The organism is Streptomyces sp. AHA2, from assembly GCF_036857595.1.
Lineage (GTDB): Bacteria > Actinomycetota > Actinomycetes > Streptomycetales > Streptomycetaceae > Streptomyces.
Genome location: NZ_JAUQWJ010000009.1, coordinates 269,786 through 293,464 on the forward strand (window position 1 = coordinate 269,786; position 23,679 = coordinate 293,464).

Here is a 23,679-nt window from a genome sequence, read left to right on the forward strand (position 1 = left end):
CGCCCCACCTGCGGAAACACCGGGTGTCCCCTGACCGTGGAGGCATGCCGCACCGCTCGTTCCGCACCGAGGTGACAGACGCCGTAACCCCCCGGGCGACCCTGCTCGTCGTGGGGGTGGTCGCGCTCCAGCTGCTGTTCATCGCCTCGTACGTGGGAGCGCTCCACGACCCCCGGCCCAAGGACGTGCCCTTCGGCGTGGTGGCCCCGCAGGCCGCGGCCGAGCAGGCGAGGACCCGCCTGGAACGACTTCCCGGCACTCCGCTGGACCCCCGCGTGCTGCCTGACGAGGCGACGGCCCGGGAGCGGATCGAAAGCCGCGACATCGACGCCGCCCTGGTCGTCGACCCGCGCGGCACCACCGACATCCTCCTGGTCGCCTCCGGCGGCGGCAGGGTCCTCTCCACCACCCTGACGAGCCTCGTCACCACCCTGGAGAAGTCCGAGCGGCGCACGATCCGCACGGTCGACGTGGTCCCGTCCGCGCGCCACGACCCCAACGGGCTGTCGTCCTTCTACCTGGTGATCGGCTGGTGCGTCGGCGGCTACCTGGGCGCGGCGGCCCTGGCCATCAGTGCGGGGGCGAAGCCCTCGAACGTCTCCCGCGCCGCCATCCGCCTGGCCGTGATGGCCCTGGTCGCGATCGCCGGCGGTCTCGGCGGGGCCCTCATCACCGGCCCGGCCCTGGACGCCCTGCCCGGCGGCACGACCGCCCTGTGGGGGCTGGGCACCCTGGTCATCTTCGCCGTGGGAGCGGCCACCCTGGCCCTGCAGGGCCTGTTCGGCACGGTCGGCATCGGGCTGGTCATCCTGCTGGTGGTGATCCTCGGCAATCCGAGCGCGGGCGGCGCCCTGCCCCCGCCGCTGCTGCCGCCCTTCTGGAAGGCGATCGGCCCGGCACTGCCCCCGGGCGCCGGCACCTGGTCGGCCCGCTCCATCGCCTACTTCGACAACAACGCCCTGACCGGCCCGATGCTGGTCCTGGCGGCGTGGGCGGTGGCGGGAACCGCGATCACCCTGGCGGCGGCAGCCCTGCGGCACCGCAGGAACGGCTCCCCCGGGACAGGAACGGCATAGGGACGGGGGAAGGCCCCGCCCCCGGAAGGGGCGGGGCCTCACGCATCGGGCACGCTCGCGCGTCAGCCGATCTGCGTCCCGGTCGCGGACAGCGCCTCGGTCACCGGCTGGAAGAACGTCTCCCCGCCCGAGGTGCAGTCGCCGCTGCCGCCGGACGTGAGGCCGACGGCCTTGTCACCGGAGAACAGCGCGCCGCCGCTGTCGCCCGGCTCGGCGCACACGTCGGTCTGGATCAGGCCGTTCACGATGTCGCCGTTGCCGTAGTTCACGGTGGCGTCCAGCCCGGTGACCTTGCCGTCGTGCACCTGGGTCGTCGAACCGCTGCGCGTGACCTGCATGCCGACGGTGGCGTCCGCGGCGCCCGAGATCTTCTGGGTGGACCCGTTGTACAGGTTCACCTCGCTCGGGTGGTCCACCTCGGCGGTGTACTCGACCAGCCCGTAGTCGTCGTCCGGGAAGCTGGAGTCGGCGTTGGTGCCGATCTCCCGGCCGCTGGAGTCCGACCAGGTGGAGATGCCCTCGGTGCAGTGACCGGCGGTCAGGAAGAACGGCTCGCCGCCCTTGACCACGTTGAAGCCGAGCGAGCAGCGGCCGCTGCCGCCGGTGATCGCGTCGCCGCCGGCGATGAAGGGCTTGTACTCCCCCTTCGTGCGCTTCAGTTCGGCCTTGGCGCCGAGCCCGTCGACGACCTCGGTCAGCTTCGCCCACTCGGCCTCGGAGACCGTGCGGTCGGCGGTCACGACGACCTTGTTCGTCGTCGGGTCGGTCACCCAGGAGGTGCCGGGGATCGTCGCGTCCTGCTTCAGGGTGCCGCGTGCGCTCTGCAGCTCGGCGAGCGAGTTCGCCACGACTCTCGCCTCGGCGCCCGCCTCCTCGACGGTCCGCGCGGCGGCCTCGTCGAGCACGTTCACCACCAGGCTCTTGGCCTTCGCGTCGTAGTACGTGCCGGCCGCGTCGCCGCCCAGGTCCTGCGCCAGCGTCGAGGCGAGCTTTCCGGCCGCCGCGACCGACAGGGTCCGGGGTGCGGACGGCTGAGGGCTCTCACTGGCGTTCGCGGTCTGGAACGTCACTCCCGCGGCCACCAGCGCGGCGATGCCCGCACCTGCCACGGCTGCACGCCGCCTGGGTATGCGTCGGTGCTTCAACTTCTGTCCTCCTGTGGGGGGTCGGCCCGAGGAGGTTGTGGGGACCTCGGCAGGCCGGAAGGCTTCGTTGACGAGCGCCCACTATTCCGAGATCAACGCGGAGCACACAAGGTCGAGTTCGAGTCGCGCACGGGCGGCGGTGCGCGCGCCCCCTCATTTTGACCGCACGCGGTCAAACCGGACCCAATCAACTCCCGTTCACAGTGCAAACATTACGCGCGAGTAATGCGTGCCCACTCTGCGAGGTTCGGCCATGGCCGAAAACCACCCCTCGACTCCTCCCGAACGGGCGTCCCAAAAAGTACATTGATAAACCATCGCACCGTCTCCACACAACCCCCACCGAACACGGCACCGCACGGCAGGGGAAAGCCCCCGCACGCGATGCGTGCGGGGGCCGGAACGCCGTGAACTGCTGCCCGTCAGGGCCTAGTAGACGCTGACGCCGTAGGCGCTCAGGGCCTCCGTGACGGGCTGGAAGAACGTGGTGCCACCCGAGGAGCAGTTGCCGCTGCCGCCGGAGGTCAGACCGTAGGCGGTGCCGTTGCTGCCGTAGAGCGGACCGCCCGAGTCGCCCGGCTCGGCGCAGACGGTGGTCTGGATCAGGCCGGAGACGATGTCGCCGCCGCCGTAGTTGACGGTGGCGTTGAGGGCGGTGACCCGGCCGCTGTGCGTGCCGGTGGTGGAGCCGTCACGGATGACGGTGGTGCCCACGGCCGGGGTGGCCGCGCGCGTGATGTCCACGCCGTTCGCGGTGCCGGGCCGGCTGACGGAGCCCGAGTACCGGACGATGCCGTAGTCGTTGCCCGGGAAGCTGGAGCCGGTGGTCGAGCCGATCACCGTGGTGCGGCCCGAGTTGGAGTACCAGGTGCCCGCGCCGTCGGTGCAGTGGCCGGCGGTCAGGAAGAACTGCTGACCGCTGCTGTTCTGCACGTTGAAGCCGAGGGAGCAGCGCCAGCTGCTCGCGTAGATGGCGTCGCCGCCCTGGATCAGCTTGTTGAACGTGCCGGGCGTGCGCTTGATCGTGAGCGCGTCGGCGTTGCCGCCGGCCTGCTGCTTGATCTTCGCGATCTCGGCCTGGGTGACCGTGCTGTCCACGGTGACGAGCACCCGGTTGGTCTTGCTGTCGACCGCCCAGGCGGTGCCCGGGATGTCGGCCTTCAGTATGGAGCCGCTGGCGCTCTTGAGCTCGGCGGCACTGAAGGTGGTGGGGGCGTCGGACGCGTTCGCGCTGGGGATCGCGATCGCGGCGGCGGCGACGAGGCCGGTGGAGACGGCGATCAGCCGGGTCCGTCTCGAGATGCCGCTGCTGGGGGTGGTGCGCTTGATCCTCACTTGTCGTTCCTCCACAAAGGAAGTCGGGGGCCCTCGTGGGGTTTCGGGCCCGTGAGGCGCAGCCGGGGGCCGACCGTCCGGATTCCGAACACGCCGTGCCCCTGACAAGCGCTGAGGGGGAGTATTCGGCCGAACGGCCGGTCGGCGCAAGGGTGCCTTTCGGCCGTCAACTTTTGAACGATCTTCCCTCGGGCCCCTCGGCGCCCAGCCGTCACACGAGTACGCGCTCCCCGGCGGCAATTGCGACATCAAGGGTGTTCCCCGGCGGCGGGAAGGGGCAGACGAAGTGGTCGGCGAAGGCGCACGGCGGCAGGAGCGCCCGGTTGAAGTCGACCGCCGTACGCCCCTCGGCGTCCGGTGCGCCGGGCTCGAGGAACCGGAAGCGGTAGCTACCGTTCCCGCTGGTGGCGTCGGCGAACACGGCCCACAGCGACCCGTCCCGCCGCACCGTCACCTGGAGCCTCAGCTCCCGGCCGTCCAGCTCGAAGGCCAGCTCCCCGTCGAGCCCGAGCCCCCGCTCCCGCCCGTCGGCGTTCGGCACCCGAACGCTACGGCCGCCTGCGTCGTAGGGTGTGAACCGCCCCGGCACCGCCCAGCGCGGGTCGTACGGCGTGACGCGCAGACCGCTGAAAGCCCGGCGCGCGGGGGACTCGGGGTCGTAGTCCCGTACGCCCCACGCCCCCTCGCGCACCAGGACGACCAGGCGTCTTCGCCCGTACGCCACGCGTGCCCGGGCGGCCGGTCCCGGGTCGGCCGTGAGCCGCGCCTCACCGGCGAACGGCTGTCCGTCCACCGTGAGACCGTCCGTTTCGGCGGCGATCAGCACCACGGCGTCACCGTCGGCCCGCCACCGCCCGGGGATGTCCGGAAGTCGACCGTCCGGATAGTCCTCGATCCAGTGCGTGCCGATGAGCGCCGGCGGCCCGTAGGGCGCCGCGACCGTCTCCACGCGCCGCTCGTGCCACCGCTGCCAGTCCCGGAACGCGCCGCTGCTCGTCATACGGGCGACCCTGCCACATGCGCCGGATCAGCCGTCGCAGGGGCAGCAGCAGTCGCACCCGTCGCAGTCGCAGTCCCGGCAGACGCCCTCGCGCTTCTTGCGGGACCACGGCCCCTCGTACTCCTTGGCGCAGCACATCTTGCACGTGCAGCACAGCAGCCAGAACATCCCGCAGCCCGCCCAGAACCCGCGCCGGCGAGGCGGCTGGGGCACCGGGGCTCCGCCGCCGAAGCCGCCGCCCCCGAACCCGCCCCCGCCGTAGGGGTTTCCGCCCCCGCCCGCGTACGGGTGCTGCGGGGAACCGCCGTGGGGCCCCTGCTGCCCGTAGGGACCCTGCTGCCCGTACGGCCCTTGCGGCGGCTGCTGCCCGTACGGTCCGCCGCCCCGGTGCGAGGCGCACACCGGCACCGTGCCGAACGCCCGGTCCACCGAACGCCGCAGTTCGTGCACGAGGAGCAGGTGCACCAGTCTGCCGTCGGTGAACTCGGCGTCGTCCAGCGCCAGCCGCACCCCGTGCACCGCGTCGTCGGCGAGCCGCCGCGCCTGCGCCAGGGACGTGCCGGTCGCGGCGATCGGGTTCCAGGCACCCGCCGCCGCGTCCGCGTGCAGGTCCTCCACGGCGTCCAGCAGGTGGGCGAGGCGACCGAAGAGCCGTCCGGCCTCCGCGAGCGGCGCCGCGTTCTCCGGCCGCCCGGCGAGGACCGCCGTGTGCGCGAAGGCCGCGGCCGTGGCGGTCTCGGTCGGCTCGGTGACCGTCAGCAGCGGCGTTCCGGGCCCGGCCAGCGCCTCGACGCCGGCCTGCCGGTCCACCGCGTCGAGCAGGAGCGCGGTGTCGAAGCCCACGGCGGTGCCGGTGCGGGCGCCGGCCGCGTCCCAGCTCGCGGCGACCCGGCGCGCGGCCCGGGCGACCGGCCGGCGGGCCAGCAGCCCGTCGCCGTCGCCGATGTGGTCCCGGACCTTAGCCGAGGCCAGCACCAGGGAGACGGCCGCGGCCAGGCGGGCCCCCTCGCCGTGCGCGACGGAGGCGGTGCGCATGCCCCGCAGCGCGCAGGGACCGGCCGTACGGCGCCCGCTCCCGTCCTGCCCGGCCTGAGCCTCCGTCAGAACCGAAACGAGGAGTCCGTCATAGTTCGTCACGATGCGGGCGAACTGTCCGTGGTCGCCGCGAAGTGCGAGGCAGAGCCCGCACAAATGCGCCATCCACTGACCGGCGAGCTTCTCCCCCAGCCGGTGTCTGCAAGGCCTGACGATTCCGAACACGACGTTCCCCCGAGGTTCGTTGCGACGTTGAGCTGCGGCATCGTATCGGCACTCGCATTCACCCGTACGCCCCGGCCGTCACCCGTACGCCGTGAAGAATCATATTTCACTCACAGTCAGCAGCCGTTTGGGAAACGACCCTTGGGACATACGGACTCTCGACGGATTCGCTGTGCACCAGTACCGTCACAAACCCCCCGCGCGGCGTCTATCCACTTGGCGCGCCATCCGCATCATGGACGACCATAGGGATGCGGAAAGCAGAAAGACCGCTGTGAGAGGAGGCGTCCATGGGATCGGTACGCAAGGCAAGTGCCTGGCTTGGCCTCGTCGACGACAACGAAGACGAGCGTTACTACGACGACGACTACTCCGACGGGACCGAGACCGGGGAGGCCTGGGTCACAGATCCGCGCGTCAAGGTGGCCTCGGACGTCGCCGAGGAGAAGGGCCGCCGCATCGGCACGGTCACCCCGGACAGCTTCCGGGACGCCCGCGCCATCGGCGAGCTGTTCCGCGAGGGTGTGCCGGTCATCATGAACCTGACGGCCATGGAGGCCGCCGACGCCAAGCGCGTGGTCGACTTCGCGGCCGGGCTGATCTTCGGTCTGCGCGGTTCGATCGAGCGGGTGTCGACCCGGGTGTTCCTGCTCACGCCCGCCCACACCGAGATCGTCAACGGCGACCCGGCCGCCCACCGCGCGGACGGATTCTTCAACCAGAGCTGAGGCAGGGCCGCTCACCGGCCCTGCCCCCCGCGCGGGGTGCGACCGGACACGCCTACCGGAAGGCGTCGAGTCCGGTGAGGGCCTTGCCGAGCACGAGCTGGTGCATCTCGACGGTGCCCTCGTAGGTGAGCACCGACTCGAGGTTGGTCGCGTGCCGCATCACGGGGTATTCGAGCGAGATGCCGTTGGCCCCGAGGATCGTGCGGGCCGTGCGGCAGATCTCGATGGCCTCCCGCACGTTGTTGAGCTTGCCGAAGCTGACCTGCTCGGGACGCAGGCGGCCGGCGTCCATCCGCCGCCCCAGATGATGGGCGAGCAGAATCCCCTTGTGCAGTTCGACCGCCATGTCGGCGAGTTTGGCCTGGGTGAGCTGGAAGCCCCCGATGGGCCGGCCGAACTGCTCCCGTGACTTCGCGTAGTCGACCGCGGCCTGGAAACAGCTGCGGGCCGCGCCCATGGCGCCCCAGACGATCCCGTACCGGGCGTGGGACAGACAGCTGAGCGGTCCGCGCAGCCCGGTGACCCCGGGCAGGACGGCGTCGGCGGGCAGCCGTACGTCGTCCATGACCAGCTCGCTGGTGACGGAGGCGCGCAGGGACCACTTGTGCGTGATCTCCGGCGCGGAGAAGCCGTCGCTATCGGTGGGCACGGCGAAACCGCGGATGCCGTCCTCGGTCTGGGCCCACACGACGGCCACCCCGGCGACCGAGCCGTTGGTGATCCACATCTTGCGTCCGTTGAGGATCCAGTCCGTGCCGTCGCGCTTGGCGTAGGTGCGCATGGACGCGGGGTCGGAGCCGTGGTCGGGCTCGGTGAGGCCGAAGCAGCCGATGACCTCGCCGGCGGCCATCCGGGGCAGCCAGTGGCGCTTCTGCTCCTCGCTGCCGAAGCGGTGGATCGCGTACATGGCGAGGGAGCCCTGCACGGAGACGAGCGAGCGGATGCCGGAGTCGGCGGCCTCCAGTTCCAGGCAGGCGAGCCCGTACTGAACGGCACTCGCGCCGGCGCACCCGTAGCCCTCCAGGGACATGCCGAGGGCTCCGATCCCGCCCAGCTCACGGGCCAGTTCCCGGATCTCGGGCAGCTCGCCCTTCTCGTACCACCCGGCGACGTTCGGCAGCACCCGGTCCGCGGCCCAGGCCCGGACGGTGTCCCTGACGCCGAGGTCCTCCGGCTCCAGCAGGTCGTCCACGCCGAGCGGGTCGGCCGGGTCGAAGGGAGGCAGCTTGGACGAACCGGACATGATCGACACCCTCCGAGACTCTTTAACTAGCACCGCTAGCCAAGAAGCTACGGCCTCCCCCACCCCCGGCACCACCCCGCCACGGGCTCCCGGGCCGCAACGACGCCCGTCCAGGTTCTCGGCGGACGGGCGGCGGAGGGCGGCGGTCACACCGAGACGCGGGACTCCGCCGCGTCCCGTTGCGCGGGGACCTCGACCGGGCCCGGCGGCGCCGCTTCGCACTGCATCGCCCGCGGCAGCCGCAGTGCCATCGCCGCGCCCAGGAGCAACAGGCCCGCGCTCACGAGCAGCGTCACGTGCAGCCCGTGCACGAAGGCGTCGCGGGCCGCCTGCCGCAGGGCGGCACCGGCGGAACCGCCGAGCTGCGCGGCGACCTCGTACGCCTCCCCCAGCGAATGCCCCGCGGCGGAGGACGCACTCTGCGGCACCCCGGGCACGCCCGACAGCCCCGGCGCGTACGCCGCGTTCATCACCGTCCCGAGCAGGGCGATGCCGATGCCCGCGCCCAGCTGGTACGACGTCTCCCCGATCGCCGCCGCCCCACCGGCCTGCTCCTGCGGAGCCTCGCTCAGCATCGACTCGTACGCGCCGAACAGCGTCGTCTCCAGGCCGAACCCCAGCAGCACGAACCCGCCCAGCATCAACGCGCACTCGTCGGTGCGGCCCAGCCCGGTCAGCAGGACCACCGCGAACGCGGTCAGGCAGAAGCCGGTGCACACCATCCGCCGCGGCCCGAACCGCCGCAGCATGCGCGCCCCGGCCAGCCCGGCCGCCATCGCGGCGAACGTCAGCGGCAGCAGCCGCAACCCGGTCTCCAGCGGTGACAGACCCAGCACCAACTGGAGATACTGCGCGGCGATCAGTTCCAGGCCCACCAGCGCGAGCATCGCCAGCACGATGCAGCCGACGGACGTGCTGAACGCCGGGCGGGCGAACATCCGCAGGTCGACCAGCGGGTGCGTCCGCCGCCGCTGACGCCGTACGAACCCGGTCAGCAGGGCCGCGCCGGCCACCAGCGGCAGCACGGTGAGCAGGCTCCCGACGGACTCGCCGCTGCCGAGCCTCTTCACGCCGAGGACGACGCCGAACAGCCCGGCCGCCGCCATCAGCGCCCCGACCACGTCCCAGGGGCCCGTGCCGTCGCCCTTCGACTCGGGCAGCAGCAGCCGCCCCACCGGGAGACTGACCAGCATCAGCGGGATGTTGACGAGGAAGACCGAGCCCCACCAGAAGTGCTCCAGCAGGAAACCGCCGAGCAGCGGCCCGACCGCGGCGCCCACCGCTGCCACGGCGCTCCAGATGCCGATGGCCAGCGCCCGCTCGCGCCGGTCGGGGAAGACCTGCCGCAGGATCGACAGGGTGGCGGGCATGATCATCGCGCCGCCGACACCGAGCAGCGCCCGCGCCACGATCAGGACCTGGGCGTCGTCGGCCAGGGCCGCGAGGCCGGAGGCCACACCGAACAGGGCGTACCCGAGGAGCAGGACCCGTCTGCGGCCGACGCGGTCGCCCAGCGTGCCGAACAGGATCAGCAGCGAGGCGCAGACCAGCGGGTAGACGTCGACGATCCAGAGCAGCTCCATGCCGCCGGGCCTGAGGTCCTCGGTGACGGCGGGAACCGCCACGTGCAGCACGGTGGCGTCGACCGCGACCAGCAGCAGGCTGACGCAGAGGACGACGAGGACCACCCAGCGGTTGGCACCGGCCCCGGCCGCCCGACGGCGCAGCGCAGCGGCGGCCGTGGTCGTCCCGGACATGTACGTACCTCCCAGATGTTCCCTCGCGATCGGCGGGCTCACGGGGTGGGGGACGCCCCCGCGACTCGGCCGGAGAGGAGCGGTGGGTCTCCGGCCCGCGCAAACGAAAAGCGAGTGACACGTCAGCGTACGCGAGTCCTCGCCGGAGCCCAGTGGCGGACCTCTCACGACTTCGGCGGAACGATGTGGCGTACGCCACTGCCCTCGCCGTCGACAACGCCCCGGCCGGTCCGGCCGGTTCCCTCCGGGGGCCGATAATCGGGCCCGTGACCGATCTGCAGACGCGCACGGCCCCGCCGCGCGCCGGGGCGCTGCGCCGAGCGGCCCCGGCCCTCCTCGGGTACGCGGCCGTCCGCGCCCTGGGCCTGCTCGTGCTCGTGCTGTGGAGCGCGGCACGGGACAAGAGCGCGTACACGCTGCTCACCGCCCGCTGGGACGCGCTCTGGTACGTCCGGGTCGCCGAACTCGGTTACGGCTACGAGGTGCGGCTGCCCAACGGCGACGTCCACTCCAACCTGGCGTTCTTCCCGCTGCTGCCCTGGCTGGAGCGGCTGGTGGCGGCGGTGTCGCCGCTGTCGTACGCGGACGGCGGGTTCGTCGTGAGCCTGGTCGCCTCCCTCGCCGCGGCCTGGGGGATCTTCGCGGTGGCGGACCACGTGTACGGCCGCCGGGCCGGGGTGTGCGCGGTGCTGCTGTGGGCGGTCCTGCCGGTCGGGATCGTGCAGTCGATGGCGTACAGCGAGTCGCTGTTCACGGCTCTGGCCGCGTGGTCCCTGTACGCGGTCCTGACCGGCCGCTGGGTGACGGCGGGGGCGCTCGCGCTGGCGGCGGGGCTGACGCGCCCGGTGGGCACGGCCGTGGTCGCGGCGGTCTGGGCGGCGGCGATCGCCTCCTTCGTCGCGGAGCGGCGTGCGCTCTCCGCCGGCCGGGCGGACAGCGGGGCGGGGGCACCGGGCGGGCCGGCCGGCCGGGCCCCCTCGCCGGCCGGCCGGGTCACGGGCATGCTCCTCGCGCCCCTCGGCACCGCCGGATACGTGCTGTGGGTCGGTCACCGCACGGGTACGGGCCCGCTCGGCTATCTCGACGTACAGGCCGGCTGGCGCAACGGCTTCGACGGCGGCCGCGCGTTCGCCGGGTTCGTCGCCGACAAGTTCACGTCGTTCCCGTCGGCCCTGGCCGGTGCGGGGCTGGTCCTGGGAGTCGCGTCAGTCGTCTGGCTGTACGCGGTCGGGGTTCGTCAGCGCCAGCCGCTTCCGCTGCTCGTCCACAGCGGGGTCGTGACCCTCCTCGCGCTGTGCGCGTCGAGCTACTTCGGCTCGAAACCGCGGCTGCTGATGCCCGCGTTCCCGCTGCTGCTGCCCCTCGCACTCCTCCTGGCGCGGGCGCGTCCTCGCAGGTCAGCCGGGGTACTGGGGTTCCTCGCGGTGGTCGGTGCGGTGTACGGGGCGTTCTGGCTGAACGGCTCGGGTCCCCCCTGACCCGCTGTGAGCGCCGGGAGAATTCCGCCCCATGCGGGGGTGAACGAATTCAAAAGCGGGATAAAACCCGGCTCCGGAATGATCAAAGGAATTGAAGGCCGCAGCGGGCGGCGATAACAGAATCGCTGGAAATAAACCCCCTGTTGAGAGGAATCCCACATCACATCGTCATCACAAAGCCGTTGATTCGACCGGGATCTCAGCTCACTCGCTGTAACGTCGATCGGGTGCGTACCGAACCGAAGCTCACCCGTCTGGACCGGGTGTTCGCCCGGCTGGACCGTGAGCCGGAACGACCGGCCCACATCGATGAGCCGAAGATGAGCAGGCACCGCGTCGTGCTCCTCGCGGCGACGCTCGCCTTCTACGGCGCGATCGTGTGGGCCGTGGTGATCACGTCCTGGCTGGTCCGGCTCGACTGGCAGGTCATGTTCTTCCGGCCCTACCAGCAGTGGTCGGAGATCCACTGGTTCGTCGACTACTACGTGGTCCTCGGCCAGCGCGGCCCCACGGCCGTGATGGTCGCGGCCTGGCTGGGCTGGCGCTCCTGGCGGCAGCACACCCTGCGTCCGCTGCTCGCCCTGGGCGTCTCGCTGCTGCTGCTGAACGTCACGGTCGGCGCGGCCAAGTACGGCATGGGCCGCCTGGGACCGCACTACGCGACCGTGATCGGCTCGAACGAGATGTGGCGCGGCGGCGATATATTTCCGAGCGGTCACACCGCGAACGCCGTGGTGACCTGGGGAATCCTGGCCTACATGGCCTCCACCCCCAGAGCGCGCCGCTGGCTGTCCGCCGTGTCGGCGGTGACCTCCCTGGGCGTCGGCATGGCCACCGTCTACCTCGGTACGCACTGGCTGAGCGACGTCCTCCTCGGGTGGGCCGCGGGCCTGCTGATCCTGCTCGCCCTGCCCTGGTTCGAGCCGCTCATCGCCCGCTCCGAGGCCCGCATCTTCGAGTTGCGCGACCGGGTCCGGGCGCGTCGCCGCCGCCCCGCCGCCGTGCCGGCGGGCGTACCGCCCCTGGTCGTCACGCCGCTGCCCGCCGAGCGGGACGACGTGGCGGCCCGCTCGCCGCGAACCCCGGTCTACCTGGCGCCGGGGCCGCACACGAGCCGCGCGGAGCGCACTCCGACCACCCCGGCCGGCAGCCGCAGGCCGCAGCACCCGGAGCGTCACCCCCGCGGTTCCGCCTCCTCGGCCCGGCCCGTGGCGGGCGGCTGACCCCTGCTCACCGGCCCGCTGGGCGCCGGCACGGCGAAGGCCCCGGTTCCTCGTGAACCGGGGCCTTCGGCCGGTCTCAGCCCTTCCAGGCGCGGGCCACCCGGCCGCCCTTCACCTCGAAGTTCAGCCGGCCCACGCGGTACTCCATGGTGATGATCGCGCCCGGTGGCAACGAGCGCACCGTCGCCCAGCCGCGCTCGCGCGCGAGGTGCTCGGCCGGGCCGGCCTCCAGGCCGACGTAGGTGTCCGGGCTGTCGTCGGGTTCCGCGGAAGGTGTCGGAGTCGGTGCCATGCCGCCACGCTATGTCCTGCCCGGCGGCCGCGGAAGCCCGGGCCCGGCCTCCCGGTCACCGTCCGCGCCCGGTCACGCTTGTGTCACAAGATCACGACAGGTGTTCCGGAGGTCACCCGTCACACGCACGAGCGGTTCCGCGCCGCTTCCGCGGGCATGGGGACGCAATTCCCCGCCTGCCCGCGAGCCGCGGGAAAGGCCCGCCGCAATGCGAATGGGTGACGTGCTCCGGGCGCTTTCCGCATTCCGCCGCCGGGCCGGCCGGGCGACGCCGCGCCGCCGGCGAATACGGGCCCGGGAAGGACGGCGGCGCCTACGCCGGGCAGGCGCGCGGACGGGCCCGGTACCCGCCCTGCGGGGACGCCCGACGACGCGAGCATGCTCACGTGAGCGCGGGCTTCAGGACGCTGCCCCGGACCCGTTCGGGGGCGGCGGCGTTCGGCCCGCGCCGCCCGCCGTGCCCGGCGGTGACTGCCCCGCCCGGGTCAGAGCGCGATCGAGCCGGTCCCGCGTCCGTCCGATCGCGTCGACCAGCCCGGCCGGCTCCAGCACCTCGAAGTCGAAGCCCAGCATGACGACGTGGATGACCATCACGTCGAGGCTGCCGGCACCGCAGCGCAGCAGGCAGGTGTCGGGTCCCTCGGCCTCCAGCACCCCGGCGGAGGGCGAGATGTGCTCCCGGGCCTCGGCCAGGGGCGCGAAGAGCCGCACGACGGCGTGGGTGGCGTACACACGTGTGGAGACGCCCTGGGAGACGTAGGCCGCCAGGTCCTCGGCGGGCGGGTCACGGGGCACGAAGCGCGGGCCGTGCGGCGGCTTGGGCGTGATGCGGTCGACGCGGAAGGTGCGCCAGTCCTGCCGGTCGAGGTCCCAGGCGACGAGGTACCAGCGCCGCTCGGTGCACACCAGGCGGTGCGGTTCGACGCTGCGGCGGGACGGGGTGCCGTCGTGGCCTTCGTACGCGAAGCGGAGCCTTTCGGCGTCCCGGCACAGGTGGGCGAGTTCGGTGAGCACGGCCGGGTCCACGGAGGAGGGCAGCGAGCCGCGCAGCATCGGCACGGTGAAGGCGTTGAGGGCGCTCACGCGGCGGCGCAGCCGGGCCGGCAGGACCTGCTCCAGTTTGGCGAGGGCGCGCACCGAGGTCTCCCCGATGCCGTCGATGCCCTGGCCCGCGGCCGTGCGCAGCCCGACGGCCACGGCGACGGCCTCGTCGTCGTCCAGGAGCAGCGGGGGCAGTTCGGCGCCCGCGCCCAGCCGGTAGCCGCCGCCGGTGCCCGGGCTGGCGTTGACCGGGTAGCCGAGTTCGCGCAGCCGGTCCACGTCCCGGCGCAGGGTGCGGGCGCTGACGCCGAGCCGGCCGGCCAGCTCGGCTCCGGGCCACTCGCGGTGGGCCTGGAGCAGGGACAGCAGACGCAGCAGGCGGGCCGAGGTCTCCAGCATGGGGCCGAGTCTGCCAGCCCTCGCGGACAATGACTGTCCTCAAGGGGTGTAGGCCAGTTGGGGGACGTCGAAGCAGGTGCGGTCCATGTCGCCCTGGCTCACCCAGCCCCTGCCGTCCTGCCAGCGGGCCACGGACAGGCAGGTGTGCCGGGTTCGCGGCGGTTCGGCGGAGCGGGCGAACTCGACGGGCAGCAGCAGTCCGCCCGCGGTGCAGCCCCGGCTGCGGTCCATGAAACGAACTCGGACACTGACGGGTGGACGACCTCACGCCGCGATGAGCCGGTCCGGCCCGTACCTCGGGTAACGGCCAGTTCCGGCCACCCAGTTCATTCGCGGATTTCCTGATTTGTCGACCCAGGAGGTCAGGGTTCCGTCATACCCTTCCCGGCCCCAACACCGCCTGCAAGCCGCTGAATTGACGGCGGACGTGGCGCCGCGCCCCGAACGGGACCCCGTGCGCTGGTTGGTTCGATTCCGTTCGCCCCGGAGCGTTACTCCCGCCACGGATCGCCCGTTGTCTTCTGCATGAGCCGGGGCCCACCCGGACCACGGGCCGGGAGCCACCCGGCCTCGCCACGCACCGCATCCCCGAGGGAGCCACCCGTGCCGCGCATGCTCGACGTCAGCGACGAGGTACGCGCCGAGATCGGCGACGAAGAAGCCGACCGCCTGCTCGCCGGAGAGACCGCCCCGGGCAGTTACGACTGCACGTCCTGCCGGACTCCGGGCGACTCCGAGCAGGAGCGCACCAGCACCGTGCTGTTCATCGGGGACGAGACCGCCGTCCTCGCCTTCGCCCACGCCGGCTGCCTGCCCTCCCAGGTCGTCCAGGTCACCGAGGAGCAGCTCCGGGGCGCGGTGAAGTCCATCACCGGCGACACCGTCGACCTGGAGCCCGACAAGATGGTGCCCGAGCAGGCGGTGCTCGGCGTGACCAGCGGACTGGTCCTGATCGGCGGCGATCTGCACCCGGCCCTGGTGGTGGAGCCGACCGCGCCCATCGCCCGCCCCGGCACGACCGGCGGCGGGGACGACTTCCTGCCGCTGCTCATCGAGCAGGGCTTCATGCCGCTGACCGAGCTGTCGGCCGTGCCGCCGGTGCTGCACGGCTGGTCCGTGCTGCTCGCGGTGGGCCAGCTGCACGCGGTGCTCCAGCCGGGCACCGACGGCGGCCAGCCCGTGGCCTGGTGGCAGGCGCACCAGCCGCTCCAGGTCACCGACGCCTGGCGCGCGGCCGCCAACAAGCACCAGCAGGTGCTGATGTTCGCCGCGCCCGTCGGCTCGATCGGCCGCCAGCCGCGCGAGGACCTGCTGCGCGACGCGCTGGACAAGGCGGCGGCCAACGGCAAGCTGGTCGCCGCGGCCCTGCCGCTGGCCGGCACCTGAGCGCCGCGTCACCCGCGCGGACCGCACCCCCGCGAAAGCCGTAACCGCGGCCGCATCCCTTGACCCACGAGGTCGTTTGGACATACGTGCACGCATACGACGTTCCCCGCCGCCAGTCCTACTCGCCGATCCCCTCCGCGCGATCGGCGCAGGACACCCAGGGCGGCCCATCGGCCACGCCGATCTACGACGCGCTCTACGCCGAGTACGTCAAGTCCTTCCGCGCACTGCCCGGCGACCGCAGCGGCGAGGAGAGGCTGGGCTTCACGGCCTTCGGGAACATCCCGCACAGTACGACCGGCTCGTACGGCAGCGGTTACAGCAGTTCGTACAGCGCGTACAGCGCGGGTGCCCAGAGCGCCCGCCACGCGACCGGGCAGCAGCAGCCGCAGTGGCAGCGGGTCGGGGCCGTCGCCCCGCACGGCGCGCCGATGCACCATGTGCCGGCCGCGCTCCCGCCGGGCCGGCGCGGACACGGCTGAGCGGGCACGCGAAGCGTGAGGGGCGGCCCCCACCCGGGGGCCGCCCCTCACGCTTGCGCGCGTGCTACTTCTTCCGGCTGCGCTTCTCGCGCACCCGGACCGAGATGTGGATCGGCGTGCCCTCGAAGCCGAACTCCTCACGCAGCCGGCGCTCGATGAAGCGGCGGTACCCCGCCTCGATGAATCCGGAGGCGAACAGCACGAACCGCGGCGGCTTGGTGCCGGCCTGGGTGCCGAAGAGGATGCGCGGCTGCTTGCCGCCCCGCACCGGGTGCGGGTGGGCGGCGACCAGTTCGCCCAGGAAGGCGTTCAGCCGGCCCGTCGGGACCCGGGTCTCCCAGCCGGCCAGGGCCGTCTCGATCGCCGGGACCAGCTTCTCCATGTGCCGGCCGGTGCGGGCCGAGACGTTCACCCGGGGCGCCCACGCCACCTGGCCGAGCTCGGTCTCGATCTCCCGCTCCAGGTAGTAGCGGCGCTCCTCGTCGAGGGTGTCCCACTTGTTGAACGCCAGGACGACCGCGCGGCCCGCCTCGACGGCCATCGTGACGATCCGCTGGTCCTGCACCGAGATGGACTCGGAGGCGTCGATCAGGATGACCGCGACCTCCGCCTTCTCCACGGCGGCGGCGGTGCGCAGCGAGGCGTAGTAGTCGGCGCCCTGCTGGAGGTGCACCCGCTTGCGGATGCCCGCCGTGTCGACGAACTTCCAGGTCACGCCGCCCAGTTCGATCAGCTCGTCGACGGGGTCGCGGGTCGTGCCGGCCAGCTCGTTGACGACGACGCGCTCCTCGCCCGCCACCTTGTTCAGCAGGGAGGACTTGCCGACGTTGGGGCGGCCGATGAGCGCGACGCGGCGCGGGCCGCCGATGCCGCCCCCGCCGAACGACTCGCGCGGCGCCTCCGGCAGGACCTGCAGAACCTGGTCGAGCATGTCGCCGGTGCCCCGGCCGTGCAGCGCGGAGACCGGGTACGGCTCCCCCAGGCCCAGCGACCACAGGTACGCCGCGTCGGCCTCGCCGCTCGGGCCGTCGACCTTGTTGGCGCACAGCACGACCGGCTTGCCGGCCTTGCGCAGGAGCCGCACGACGGCCTCGTCGGTGTCGGTGGCGCCGACCTTGGCGTCGACGACGAACACCACCGCGTCGGCGGCCTCGATCGCGTACTCGGCCTGGGCGGCGACGGAGGCGTCGATGCCGAGGACGTCCTGCTCCCAGCCGCCGGTGTCGACGACCTTGAAGCGGCGGCCCGCCCACTCGGCCTCGTAGGTGACGCGGTCGCGGGTGACGCCCGGCTTGTCCTCGACCACGGCCTCGCGGCGGCCGATGATGCGGTTCACGAGGGTCGACTTGCCGACGTTGGGGCGGCCGACGACGGCGAGCACGGGCAGCGGGCCGTGGCCCGCCGCCTCGAGGGCGCCCTCGACGTCCTCGAGGTCGAAGCCCTCCTCCGCGGCGAGCTCCATGAACTCCGCGAACTCGGCGTCGCCGAGCGCCCCGTGCTCGTGCTCGTGCGCGCCCTCGTACGCGTCCGAGCCGTCGGGCTGGCTGTGGTCGTTCATGAAGTCCGTACCTCGTCGTTCATCGTGGTGGTCGGTGGAGCACCCGCGGTCGGTGCGGGCTGATCCACTACTCAGTGTCGCCTAGCGCCCGGTCAGGCGCCTGGCGTTTTCCAGGTGGGCGGCCAGCTGCTTCTGGATGCGCCCGGTCGCCTCGTCCAGCGCCCTGCGCGTACGGCGGCCGCTTCCGTCGCCCGCCTGGAAGGGCTCGCCGAAGACGACGTCCACGCGCGAGCGCAGCGGGGGCAGCGCCTTTATCAACCGTCCGGGACGCCCGGAACTTCCCAGCACGGCCACCGGGACGACCGGGGCCCCGCTGCGCACCGCGAAGTACGCGAGACCCGCGCGCAGCGAGGCGAAGTCGCCCTCGCCGCGGGTGCCCTCCGGGAAGATGCCGAGCACGCCACCGCCGTCGAGCACGCCGAGCGCCTGGGTGATCGCCGTGCGGTCGGGGGTGTCGCGGTCGACCTTGACCTGCCCGATGCCGAGCAGGAAGGGGTCCAGCGGGCCGACGAACGCCTCTTTCTTGATCAGGAAGTGCGTCGGCCGGGGCGCCACGCCCATGACCATCGGGCCGTCGATGTTGTGCGAGTGGTTGACGGCGAGGATCACCGGGCCCTGCGTGGGCACCCGCCAGGCGCCGAGCACGCGCGGTCGCCACAGCCCGTACATCAGGCCGACGCCGATGCGCCGCCCGACCTCCGCGCCGCGTGCCGAAGGCAGCTCGGTCACTTCCCGGCCCGCTTCTCCTCGACCAGGGTGACGACGCACTCGATGACCTGGTCGAGCGTGAGCTCGGTGGTGTCCACCTCGACGGCGTCGTCCGCCTTGGCGAGCGGCGAGGTCTTGCGGCTGGAGTCGGCGGCGTCCCGCTTGATCAGGGCCTCGCGGGTGGAGTTCACGTCGGCGCCCTTCAGCTCACCGCTGCGCCGGGCGGCGCGCGCCTCCGCGGAGGCGGTGAGGAAGATCTTCAGGTCGGCGTCCGGGAGGACGGTCGTGCCGATGTCGCGGCCCTCGACGACGATGCCGCCTTGCGCGGAGGCCGCGATCGAGCGCTGCAGCTCGGTGATCCGGGCCCGCACCTCGGGCACCGCGCTGACCGCGCTGACCTTGGAGGTGACCTCCTGGGTGCGGATCGGTCCGGCCACGTCGACGCCGTCCACCGTGATGGTCGGCCCCTCCGGGTCGGTACCGGAGACGATCTCGGGCTTGCCGGCCGCGGCCGCGATCGCGCCGGGGTCCTCGATGTCGATGCCGTTGTTCACCATCCACCAGGTGATCGCCCGGTACTGGGCGCCGGTGTCCAGGTAGCTCAGTCCGAGCTGCGCCGCCACGGCCTTGGAGGTGCTCGACTTGCCCGTGCCCGACGGGCCGTCGATGGCGACAATCACTGGCGTGGCGCTTTCCACTGTGGGGACCTTCCTGAACCGGGCCTGCGGGGTGAGGGCGCGACTGCCCCGCACAAGGTTACTGGGTACGAGTCACTCGTCCGGCCGCAGCACCTCGGCGACGGTGTCCGGCCCCGTGCGGTTCGTACGGCGGCCGGGGACGGGGCCGGGCCCGAGCGGGCGCCCGGGGTCGTCGGCCCACGCGGAGGCCCCGCCCGGCCGCACTTCACTACTGCCGCAGGGCCCAGCCCCGTTCCCGCAGCGCGGCGCTGAGCACCGGGGCCGCCTTCGGCTCCACCATCAGCTGCACCAGACCGGCCTGCTGCCCCGTCGCGTGCTCGATCCGCACGTCCTCGATGTTGACGCCGGCCTGGCCCGCGTCGGCGAAGATCCGCGCCAGCTGTCCCGGCTGGTCGTCGATCAGCACGGCCACGACCTCGTAGACCCGCGGGGCGGACCCGTGCTTGCCGGGGACGCGGACCTGCCCGGCGTTGCCCCGGCGCAGCACGGCCTCGATCCCTCCGGCGCCCGCGCGCCGCTCGCCCTCGTCGGACGACTGCAGGGCCCGCAGGGCCCGCACGGTCTCCGCCAGGTCCGCGGCGACGTCCGTGAGCAGGTCGGCGACCGGCGCGGGGTTCGCGGAGAGGATGTCGATCCACATGGCGGGGTCGGAGGCGGCGATCCGCGTCACGTCCCGGATGCCCTGCCCGCACAGCCGCACCGCGGACTCCTCGGCGTGCTCCAGGCGCGCGGCGACCAGGCTGGAGACGAGGTGCGGCATGTGGGAGACGAGGGCGACGGCACGGTCGTGGGCGTCGGCCTCCATGACGACCGGCACGGCCCGGCAGTGCGAGACCAGCTCCAGGGCGAGGTTGAGCACCTCGGTGTCGGTGTCCCGGGTCGGAGTCAGCACCCAGGGACGGCCCTCGAAGAGGTCGCCGGTCGCGGCGAGCGGGCCGGACTTCTCCCGGCCGGACATGGGGTGGGTGCCGATGTACGCCGACAGGTCCAGGCCGCGTGCCTCCAGTTCGCGGCGCGGGCCGCCCTTGACGCTGGCGACGTCGAGGTAGCCGCGTCCGGCGCCCCGGCGCATGGCGTCCGTGAGGACGTCGGCCACGTGCGCGGGGGGCGCGGCGACGATCACGAGGTCGACGGGCCCGTCCGGGGCCCGGTCCGTGCCGGCGCCGAGCGCGGCCGCCGTTCGCGCCTGCTCGGGGTCGTGGTCGGCGAGGTGCACGGCGACGCCCCGCTGGGACAGGGCGAGGGCGGCCGACGTGCCGATGAGGCCGGCTCCGATGACGAGTGCGGTCCTCACTGGGCGATGTCCTTGCGCAGGGCGGCCGCGGCGCCGAGGTAGACGTGGGCGATGGCGGAGCGGGGCCGGTCGGACTCGACGTGCGCGAGGACCCGGACGACCCGCGGCATGGCGCCCTCGATGTCCAGCTCCTGGGCGCAGATCAGCGGGACGTCGACGATGCCCAGCTTGCGGGCCGCCGCCGCGGGGAAGTCGCTGTGCAGGTCGGGCGTGGCCGTGAACCAGATGCTGATCAGGTCGTCGGCGCTGAGGTCGTTGCGCTCCAGGATGGCCGTGAGCAGGGCTCCGACCTGCTCGTCCATGTGCCCGGCCTCGTCCCGATCGAGTTGGACGGCGCCCCGGACCGCTCGTACCGCCACGGCGATGCTCCTTGCTGACGTGCGTGTCGCTCTACGTCCGGCCAGCCTAGTCAGCCCGCGCGGACCGGGTGCGCGGCGCCCGCCCGGTGAGACGCCGGGACGGGCCGCCCCTTGGGTATTTTCGAGGCGGTGGGCGGCAGTGCCCCTTTTCTCGGTTCTTCGGCATACGAGGTGACGACATGACCCACGAGAGCACGCGCCGCACGGTTCTTCTGGCGACGGGGGCGACGGGCGCGGCGGTGTTCGTCGCGGCCTGCGGTGGGGGCGGTGACGGCTCCTCGTCGGGCGAGTCCCCGGCGGGCACGAAGTCCGCCGCTCGGGGTGGCGGGCGGCTCGCCGCCACCGACGAGATCCCGGTGGGCGGCGGCAAGGTCTTCGCGGACCGCAAGGTGGTGGTGACCCAGCCCGAGGCGGGCGAGTTCAAGGCCTTCTCGGCGATCTGCACGCACCAGCGCTGTCTGGTGAGCTCCGTCTCGGACGGCATGATCGACTGCCCGTGTCACGGCAGCCGCTTCCGCGTCTCCGACGGGTCCGTGGTCAACGGCCCGGCCACCCAGCCGCTGCCGGCGGAGCGGATCACGGTGGAGGGCGATTCGATCCGCCTGGCCTGATCGTCGCGCGTCCGCTCCCCGGCACGCGGCCCGGGACCCCGGCATACGGCCCGAGCCCCAGGCCCGCCGTGCCTCAGCCCTGCAGCCGGACCCGGACGACGAGATCGTGCAGGGCGTCGTGGGCGGTGGGGGCCGGCGCGAGGGCCGAGCCCTGCTGCGCCCGGTCCAGCACCTGGTGCAGCCGCTCGACGTCCTCCCGCACGCTCGCGCGGCCGATCCCGGCCGGGCCGTGTTCGCGCTCGGCCTTCGCGGCGATGAGCTCCGGCAGGTAAGCGGGCGCGTCGACCTCCCCGAGCAGGGTCGGCAGGTGCGCCTGCAGCTCACCGCTGCGCATCAGGTGGATGCCGGTGAGCAGGACGCGGAACGTGTAGAGCAGCGGCTTGAGTTCGCCGGTCCTGTCGAACAGCCGCCACTGGGTGTTCGCGAAGCCCCGGTAGTGGTGGGCGTGGTTGCTGGTGAGGACCCCGGGGGCGAGCGCGGCCAGTTCGCGGTGGACGCCGGTGGTGTGCACGACGAGCGGGGACAGCAGCTGCTCCAGCACATAGCCGTTGCGGCGCAGCATCAGGCGGACGAACTTGCGCAGGTCGTGTGTGACGAGGTCCATCTCGACACCGTCGCGGTCCCACATCCGCGAACGCGTCTCCTCGGGCTCGCGCAGGCCGACCAGGTCGGCGGCCGGCAGCAGGTGCACGCCGCGCAGGTCCACGTCCGAGTCGCGGGACGGGAAGCCGTACAGGTGGGCCCCCGAGACGGTCGCGAACAGCACCGGGTCGGGCTGCTCGGCCACCACGGGCGCCAGGTCGAGGTGGGTGAGGCCGGTGGGATCCGGGGTGCCGTTCACGGCTCACGCGTCCCAGAGGGCGCCGAGCGCGACGAGGTCGCCGCGGTACTCGATGCGGTCGGCCCACTCGGCCGGCCAGGCCTCCGCGCCCAGGTACGCACCGGCGAAGGCGCCGGCCAGGCAGGCCAGGGAGTCCGAGTCGCCCGCGGTGCAGGCGGCGCGGCGCAGGGCCGTCACCGGCTCGTCGACGAACAGCAGGAAGGACAGCAGCCCGGTCGCCAGGGCCTCCTCCGCGATCCAGCCCTCGCCGGTGGCCAGGCACGGGTCGGTCTCCGGTGACACGGTGCGCACGGCGTGCTGGAGCCGGTCGAGGGCCGCCAGGCACTCGTCCCAGCCCCGCGCGATGTACTGCTCCGGGCCCGGGTCCCCGGCCCGCCGCCACAGGTCGCCGAGCCAGCGCTCGTGGTAGCGGCTGCGGTTGTCCAGGGCGTACGAGCGCAGCAGTCCGACCAGGCCGGTCGGTTCGGCGCCCCGGGCGAGGAGGCGGACGGCGTGCGCGGTGAGGTCGGAGGCGGCCAGGGCGGTGGGGTGCCCGTGGGTGAGGGCCGCCTGCAACTGGGCCGCTCCCGCCCGCTGTTCCTCGCTGAGACCGGCGATCAGCCCCAGGGGCGCGACGCGCATGTTGGCGCCGCAGCCCTTGGAGTGGATCTGGCTGGCGTCCTGCCAGGGGCGGTCCGTGCGTTCCAGCAGGGCGCAGGCCCGCAGGCAGGTGTTGCCGGGGGCGCGGTTGTTCTCCGGGGAGCGGTTCCAGGCGATGAACTCCCGGCGTACGGCCTCGGCCATGCCGCCGGGCTCCAGTACGCCCCGGTCCATGGCGGTCCGCAGGCCCCGCCCGAGCGCCAGAGTCATCTGCGTGTCGTCGGTGACGATCGCCGGTGTCGGCAGCTCCATCCGCCGCCAGGGCCCGTACGTGGCGAGGATCGCCGGTACGTCGTCGAACTCGGTCGGGAACCCCAGGGCGTCCCCGAGGGCGAGCCCCGTCAGCGCTCCGGTGGCGGCTTGCTTGTGGACGAGGGTGGTCATGCGGGACGTCCTTCCCGGGTCGGCCGGAGGAGTGGCGGGTGGAGTGCGGTGGCGGTGCCGGCGCGGTAGAGCGCGGCGGGCTTGCCCCGGCCGCCGGTGAGCCGGGCGGCGCCGGGCACCGGTTCGACGAAGCCGGGGGTGGCGAGCACCTTGCGCCGGAAGTTGGGCCGGTCGAGTCCGGTGTCCCAGACGGCCTCGTAGACCTGCTGGAGCTCGCCGAGGGTGAACTGCGGCGGGCAGAAGGCGGTCGCGAGGCAGGTGTACTCGAGCTTGGCGCCCACCCGGTCGTGGGCGTCGGCCAGGATGCGGTCGTGGTCGAAGGCGAGCGGCCCGGCCGCGCCGTACGGCACCCAGCGGGCCTGGGCGGCGTCGCTGCCGCCGTGCGCCTCGGGGGCGTCGGGCAGCAGCGCGGCGAACGCGACCGACACGACCCGCATCCGGGGGTCGCGGCCGGGCTCGCTGTAGGTGCGCACCTGCTCCAGGTGCAGCCCGGAGACGTCGGACAGGCCGGTCTCCTCGGCCAGTTCTCGCCGTGCGGCCGTCTCCGCCGACTCGTCCGGCTGCACGAACCCGCCGGGCAACGCCCACCGCCCCGCGTACGGCTCCCGCCCGCGCTCGACGAGGAGCACGTGGAGCGCGCCGTCGCGCAGGGTGAACACGGCGAGGTCCGCCGTGACGGCGAACGGTTCGTGGGCGTACTTGTCGTAGCCGTCCAAGACCCGCACCCCCTTTATAGTCGCTG

The 23,679-nt window shown here is 73.0% G+C and carries 23 protein-coding genes and 1 pseudogene; 7 read left to right on the forward strand and 17 right to left on the reverse strand.

Going from position 1 to position 23,679, the window contains the following annotated elements:
• Nucleotides 1-44 precede the first annotated feature (44 nt).
• Nucleotides 45-1,076, forward strand: coding sequence for a DUF3533 domain-containing protein (locus tag Q5694_RS20700; protein WP_333934665.1), 1,032 nt, complete (start codon nucleotides 45-47; stop codon nucleotides 1,074-1,076).
• A gap of 62 nt (nucleotides 1,077-1,138) precedes the next feature.
• On the opposite strand, the gene Q5694_RS20705 is transcribed toward Q5694_RS20700, so the two are convergent.
• The 4 genes from Q5694_RS20705 to Q5694_RS20720 form a co-directional block, all read right to left on the reverse strand.
• A complete protein-coding gene (locus Q5694_RS20705; protein ID WP_333934666.1) occupies nucleotides 1,139-2,221 on the reverse strand; it encodes a S1 family peptidase in 1,083 nt (360 codons plus the stop codon).
• Nucleotides 2,222-2,650: 429 nt separating this feature from the next.
• Complete coding sequence (locus tag Q5694_RS20710) at nucleotides 2,651-3,556, reverse strand: S1 family peptidase (RefSeq protein ID WP_333934667.1); 906 nt, start codon at nucleotides 3,554-3,556, stop codon at nucleotides 2,651-2,653.
• A 211-nt stretch (nucleotides 3,557-3,767) separates the two neighbouring features.
• Nucleotides 3,768-4,556: a DUF1684 domain-containing protein gene (locus Q5694_RS20715; RefSeq protein ID WP_333934668.1), complete on the reverse strand. Its 789-nt coding sequence runs from the start codon at nucleotides 4,554-4,556 to the stop codon at nucleotides 3,768-3,770.
• 27 nt (nucleotides 4,557-4,583) lie between these two features.
• The gene (locus tag Q5694_RS20720) at nucleotides 4,584-5,816 is read right to left on the reverse strand and encodes a DUF5685 family protein (RefSeq protein ID WP_333934669.1); all 1,233 of its coding nucleotides are present in this window, start codon (nucleotides 5,814-5,816) and stop codon (nucleotides 4,584-4,586) included.
• A 290-nt stretch (nucleotides 5,817-6,106) separates the two neighbouring features.
• On the opposite strand from Q5694_RS20720, the gene Q5694_RS20725 reads away from it, so the two are divergent.
• Nucleotides 6,107-6,544, forward strand: coding sequence for a cell division protein SepF (locus Q5694_RS20725; RefSeq protein WP_333934670.1), 438 nt, complete (start codon nucleotides 6,107-6,109; stop codon nucleotides 6,542-6,544).
• Between the two features lie 52 nt (nucleotides 6,545-6,596).
• On the opposite strand, the gene Q5694_RS20730 is transcribed toward Q5694_RS20725, so the two are convergent.
• Both Q5694_RS20730 and Q5694_RS20735 read right to left on the reverse strand, forming a co-directional pair.
• The gene (locus tag Q5694_RS20730) at nucleotides 6,597-7,787 is read right to left on the reverse strand and encodes an acyl-CoA dehydrogenase family protein (protein ID WP_333934671.1); all 1,191 of its coding nucleotides are present in this window, start codon (nucleotides 7,785-7,787) and stop codon (nucleotides 6,597-6,599) included.
• Nucleotides 7,788-7,933: 146 nt separating this feature from the next.
• A complete protein-coding gene (locus Q5694_RS20735) occupies nucleotides 7,934-9,544 on the reverse strand; it encodes an MFS transporter (RefSeq protein ID WP_333934672.1) in 1,611 nt (536 codons plus the stop codon).
• Nucleotides 9,545-9,810: 266 nt separating this feature from the next.
• Here Q5694_RS20735 and Q5694_RS20740 point away from each other — a divergent pair, with 266 nt between their 5' ends.
• Nucleotides 9,811-11,022, forward strand: a complete 1,212-nt coding sequence (locus tag Q5694_RS20740) for a hypothetical protein (RefSeq protein ID WP_333934673.1) — start codon at nucleotides 9,811-9,813, stop codon at nucleotides 11,020-11,022.
• Nucleotides 11,023-11,249: 227 nt separating this feature from the next.
• Complete coding sequence (locus Q5694_RS20745; RefSeq protein WP_333934674.1) at nucleotides 11,250-12,245, forward strand: phosphatase PAP2 family protein; 996 nt, start codon at nucleotides 11,250-11,252, stop codon at nucleotides 12,243-12,245.
• Between the two features lie 76 nt (nucleotides 12,246-12,321).
• Here the strand turns inward: Q5694_RS20745 and Q5694_RS20750 are convergent, their stop codons facing one another.
• The 3 genes and pseudogenes from Q5694_RS20750 to Q5694_RS20760 all read right to left on the reverse strand — a co-directional run.
• Nucleotides 12,322-12,537 carry an I78 family peptidase inhibitor gene (locus Q5694_RS20750; protein WP_333934675.1) on the reverse strand — a complete coding sequence of 72 codons (216 nt, stop codon included), beginning with the start codon at nucleotides 12,535-12,537 and terminating at the stop codon, nucleotides 12,322-12,324.
• Between the two features lie 399 nt (nucleotides 12,538-12,936).
• A complete protein-coding gene (locus Q5694_RS20755; RefSeq protein WP_333934676.1) occupies nucleotides 12,937-13,977 on the reverse strand; it encodes a helix-turn-helix transcriptional regulator in 1,041 nt (346 codons plus the stop codon).
• Between the two features lie 39 nt (nucleotides 13,978-14,016).
• Nucleotides 14,017-14,211 (reverse strand): annotated as a pseudogene (locus Q5694_RS20760) (ABC transporter substrate-binding protein); the annotation flags it as partial.
• 369 nt (nucleotides 14,212-14,580) lie between these two features.
• Here Q5694_RS20760 and Q5694_RS20765 point away from each other — a divergent pair.
• Nucleotides 14,581-15,363 carry a hypothetical protein gene (locus Q5694_RS20765; RefSeq protein WP_333934677.1) on the forward strand — a complete coding sequence of 261 codons (783 nt, stop codon included), beginning with the start codon at nucleotides 14,581-14,583 and terminating at the stop codon, nucleotides 15,361-15,363.
• Nucleotides 15,364-15,449: 86 nt separating this feature from the next.
• Entirely contained in the window at nucleotides 15,450-15,845 is a 396-nt protein-coding gene (locus Q5694_RS20770; RefSeq protein WP_333934678.1) for a hypothetical protein, read from the forward strand.
• 64 nt (nucleotides 15,846-15,909) lie between these two features.
• Here the strand turns inward: Q5694_RS20770 and der are convergent, their stop codons facing one another.
• The 5 genes from der to aroH form a co-directional block, all read right to left on the reverse strand.
• The gene (der, locus tag Q5694_RS20775; RefSeq protein WP_333934679.1) at nucleotides 15,910-17,403 is read right to left on the reverse strand and encodes a ribosome biogenesis GTPase Der; all 1,494 of its coding nucleotides are present in this window, start codon (nucleotides 17,401-17,403) and stop codon (nucleotides 15,910-15,912) included.
• Nucleotides 17,404-17,484: 81 nt separating this feature from the next.
• Entirely contained in the window at nucleotides 17,485-18,132 is a 648-nt protein-coding gene (locus Q5694_RS20780; RefSeq protein WP_333934680.1) for a lysophospholipid acyltransferase family protein, read from the reverse strand.
• Complete coding sequence (gene cmk / locus Q5694_RS20785) at nucleotides 18,129-18,809, reverse strand: (d)CMP kinase (protein ID WP_333934681.1); 681 nt, start codon at nucleotides 18,807-18,809, stop codon at nucleotides 18,129-18,131. Before cmk ends, Q5694_RS20780 begins: the two co-directional genes overlap by 4 nt.
• A 208-nt stretch (nucleotides 18,810-19,017) precedes the next feature.
• A complete protein-coding gene (locus Q5694_RS20790) occupies nucleotides 19,018-20,103 on the reverse strand; it encodes a prephenate dehydrogenase (RefSeq protein WP_333934682.1) in 1,086 nt (361 codons plus the stop codon).
• Nucleotides 20,100-20,462 carry a chorismate mutase gene (aroH, locus tag Q5694_RS20795; RefSeq protein ID WP_333934683.1) on the reverse strand — a complete coding sequence of 121 codons (363 nt, stop codon included), beginning with the start codon at nucleotides 20,460-20,462 and terminating at the stop codon, nucleotides 20,100-20,102. Before aroH ends, Q5694_RS20790 begins: the two co-directional genes overlap by 4 nt.
• A gap of 179 nt (nucleotides 20,463-20,641) precedes the next feature.
• On the opposite strand from aroH, the gene Q5694_RS20800 reads away from it, so the two are divergent.
• Nucleotides 20,642-21,073, forward strand: a complete 432-nt coding sequence (locus Q5694_RS20800) for a Rieske (2Fe-2S) protein (RefSeq protein WP_333934684.1) — start codon at nucleotides 20,642-20,644, stop codon at nucleotides 21,071-21,073.
• Between the two features lie 73 nt (nucleotides 21,074-21,146).
• Here Q5694_RS20800 and Q5694_RS20805 read toward each other — a convergent pair whose 3' ends face one another.
• The 3 genes from Q5694_RS20805 to Q5694_RS20815 are packed head-to-tail and all read right to left on the reverse strand — an operon-like array spanning nucleotide 21,147 to nucleotide 23,662.
• The gene (locus Q5694_RS20805; protein ID WP_333934685.1) at nucleotides 21,147-21,914 is read right to left on the reverse strand and encodes a nucleotidyltransferase domain-containing protein; all 768 of its coding nucleotides are present in this window, start codon (nucleotides 21,912-21,914) and stop codon (nucleotides 21,147-21,149) included.
• A gap of 3 nt (nucleotides 21,915-21,917) precedes the next feature.
• Nucleotides 21,918-22,937: an ADP-ribosylglycohydrolase family protein gene (locus Q5694_RS20810; RefSeq protein WP_333934686.1), complete on the reverse strand. Its 1,020-nt coding sequence runs from the start codon at nucleotides 22,935-22,937 to the stop codon at nucleotides 21,918-21,920.
• Nucleotides 22,934-23,662: an NUDIX hydrolase gene (locus Q5694_RS20815; RefSeq protein ID WP_333934687.1), complete on the reverse strand. Its 729-nt coding sequence runs from the start codon at nucleotides 23,660-23,662 to the stop codon at nucleotides 22,934-22,936. The genes Q5694_RS20810 and Q5694_RS20815 overlap by 4 nt, the downstream gene beginning before the upstream one ends.
• Nucleotides 23,663-23,679 lie beyond the last annotated feature (17 nt).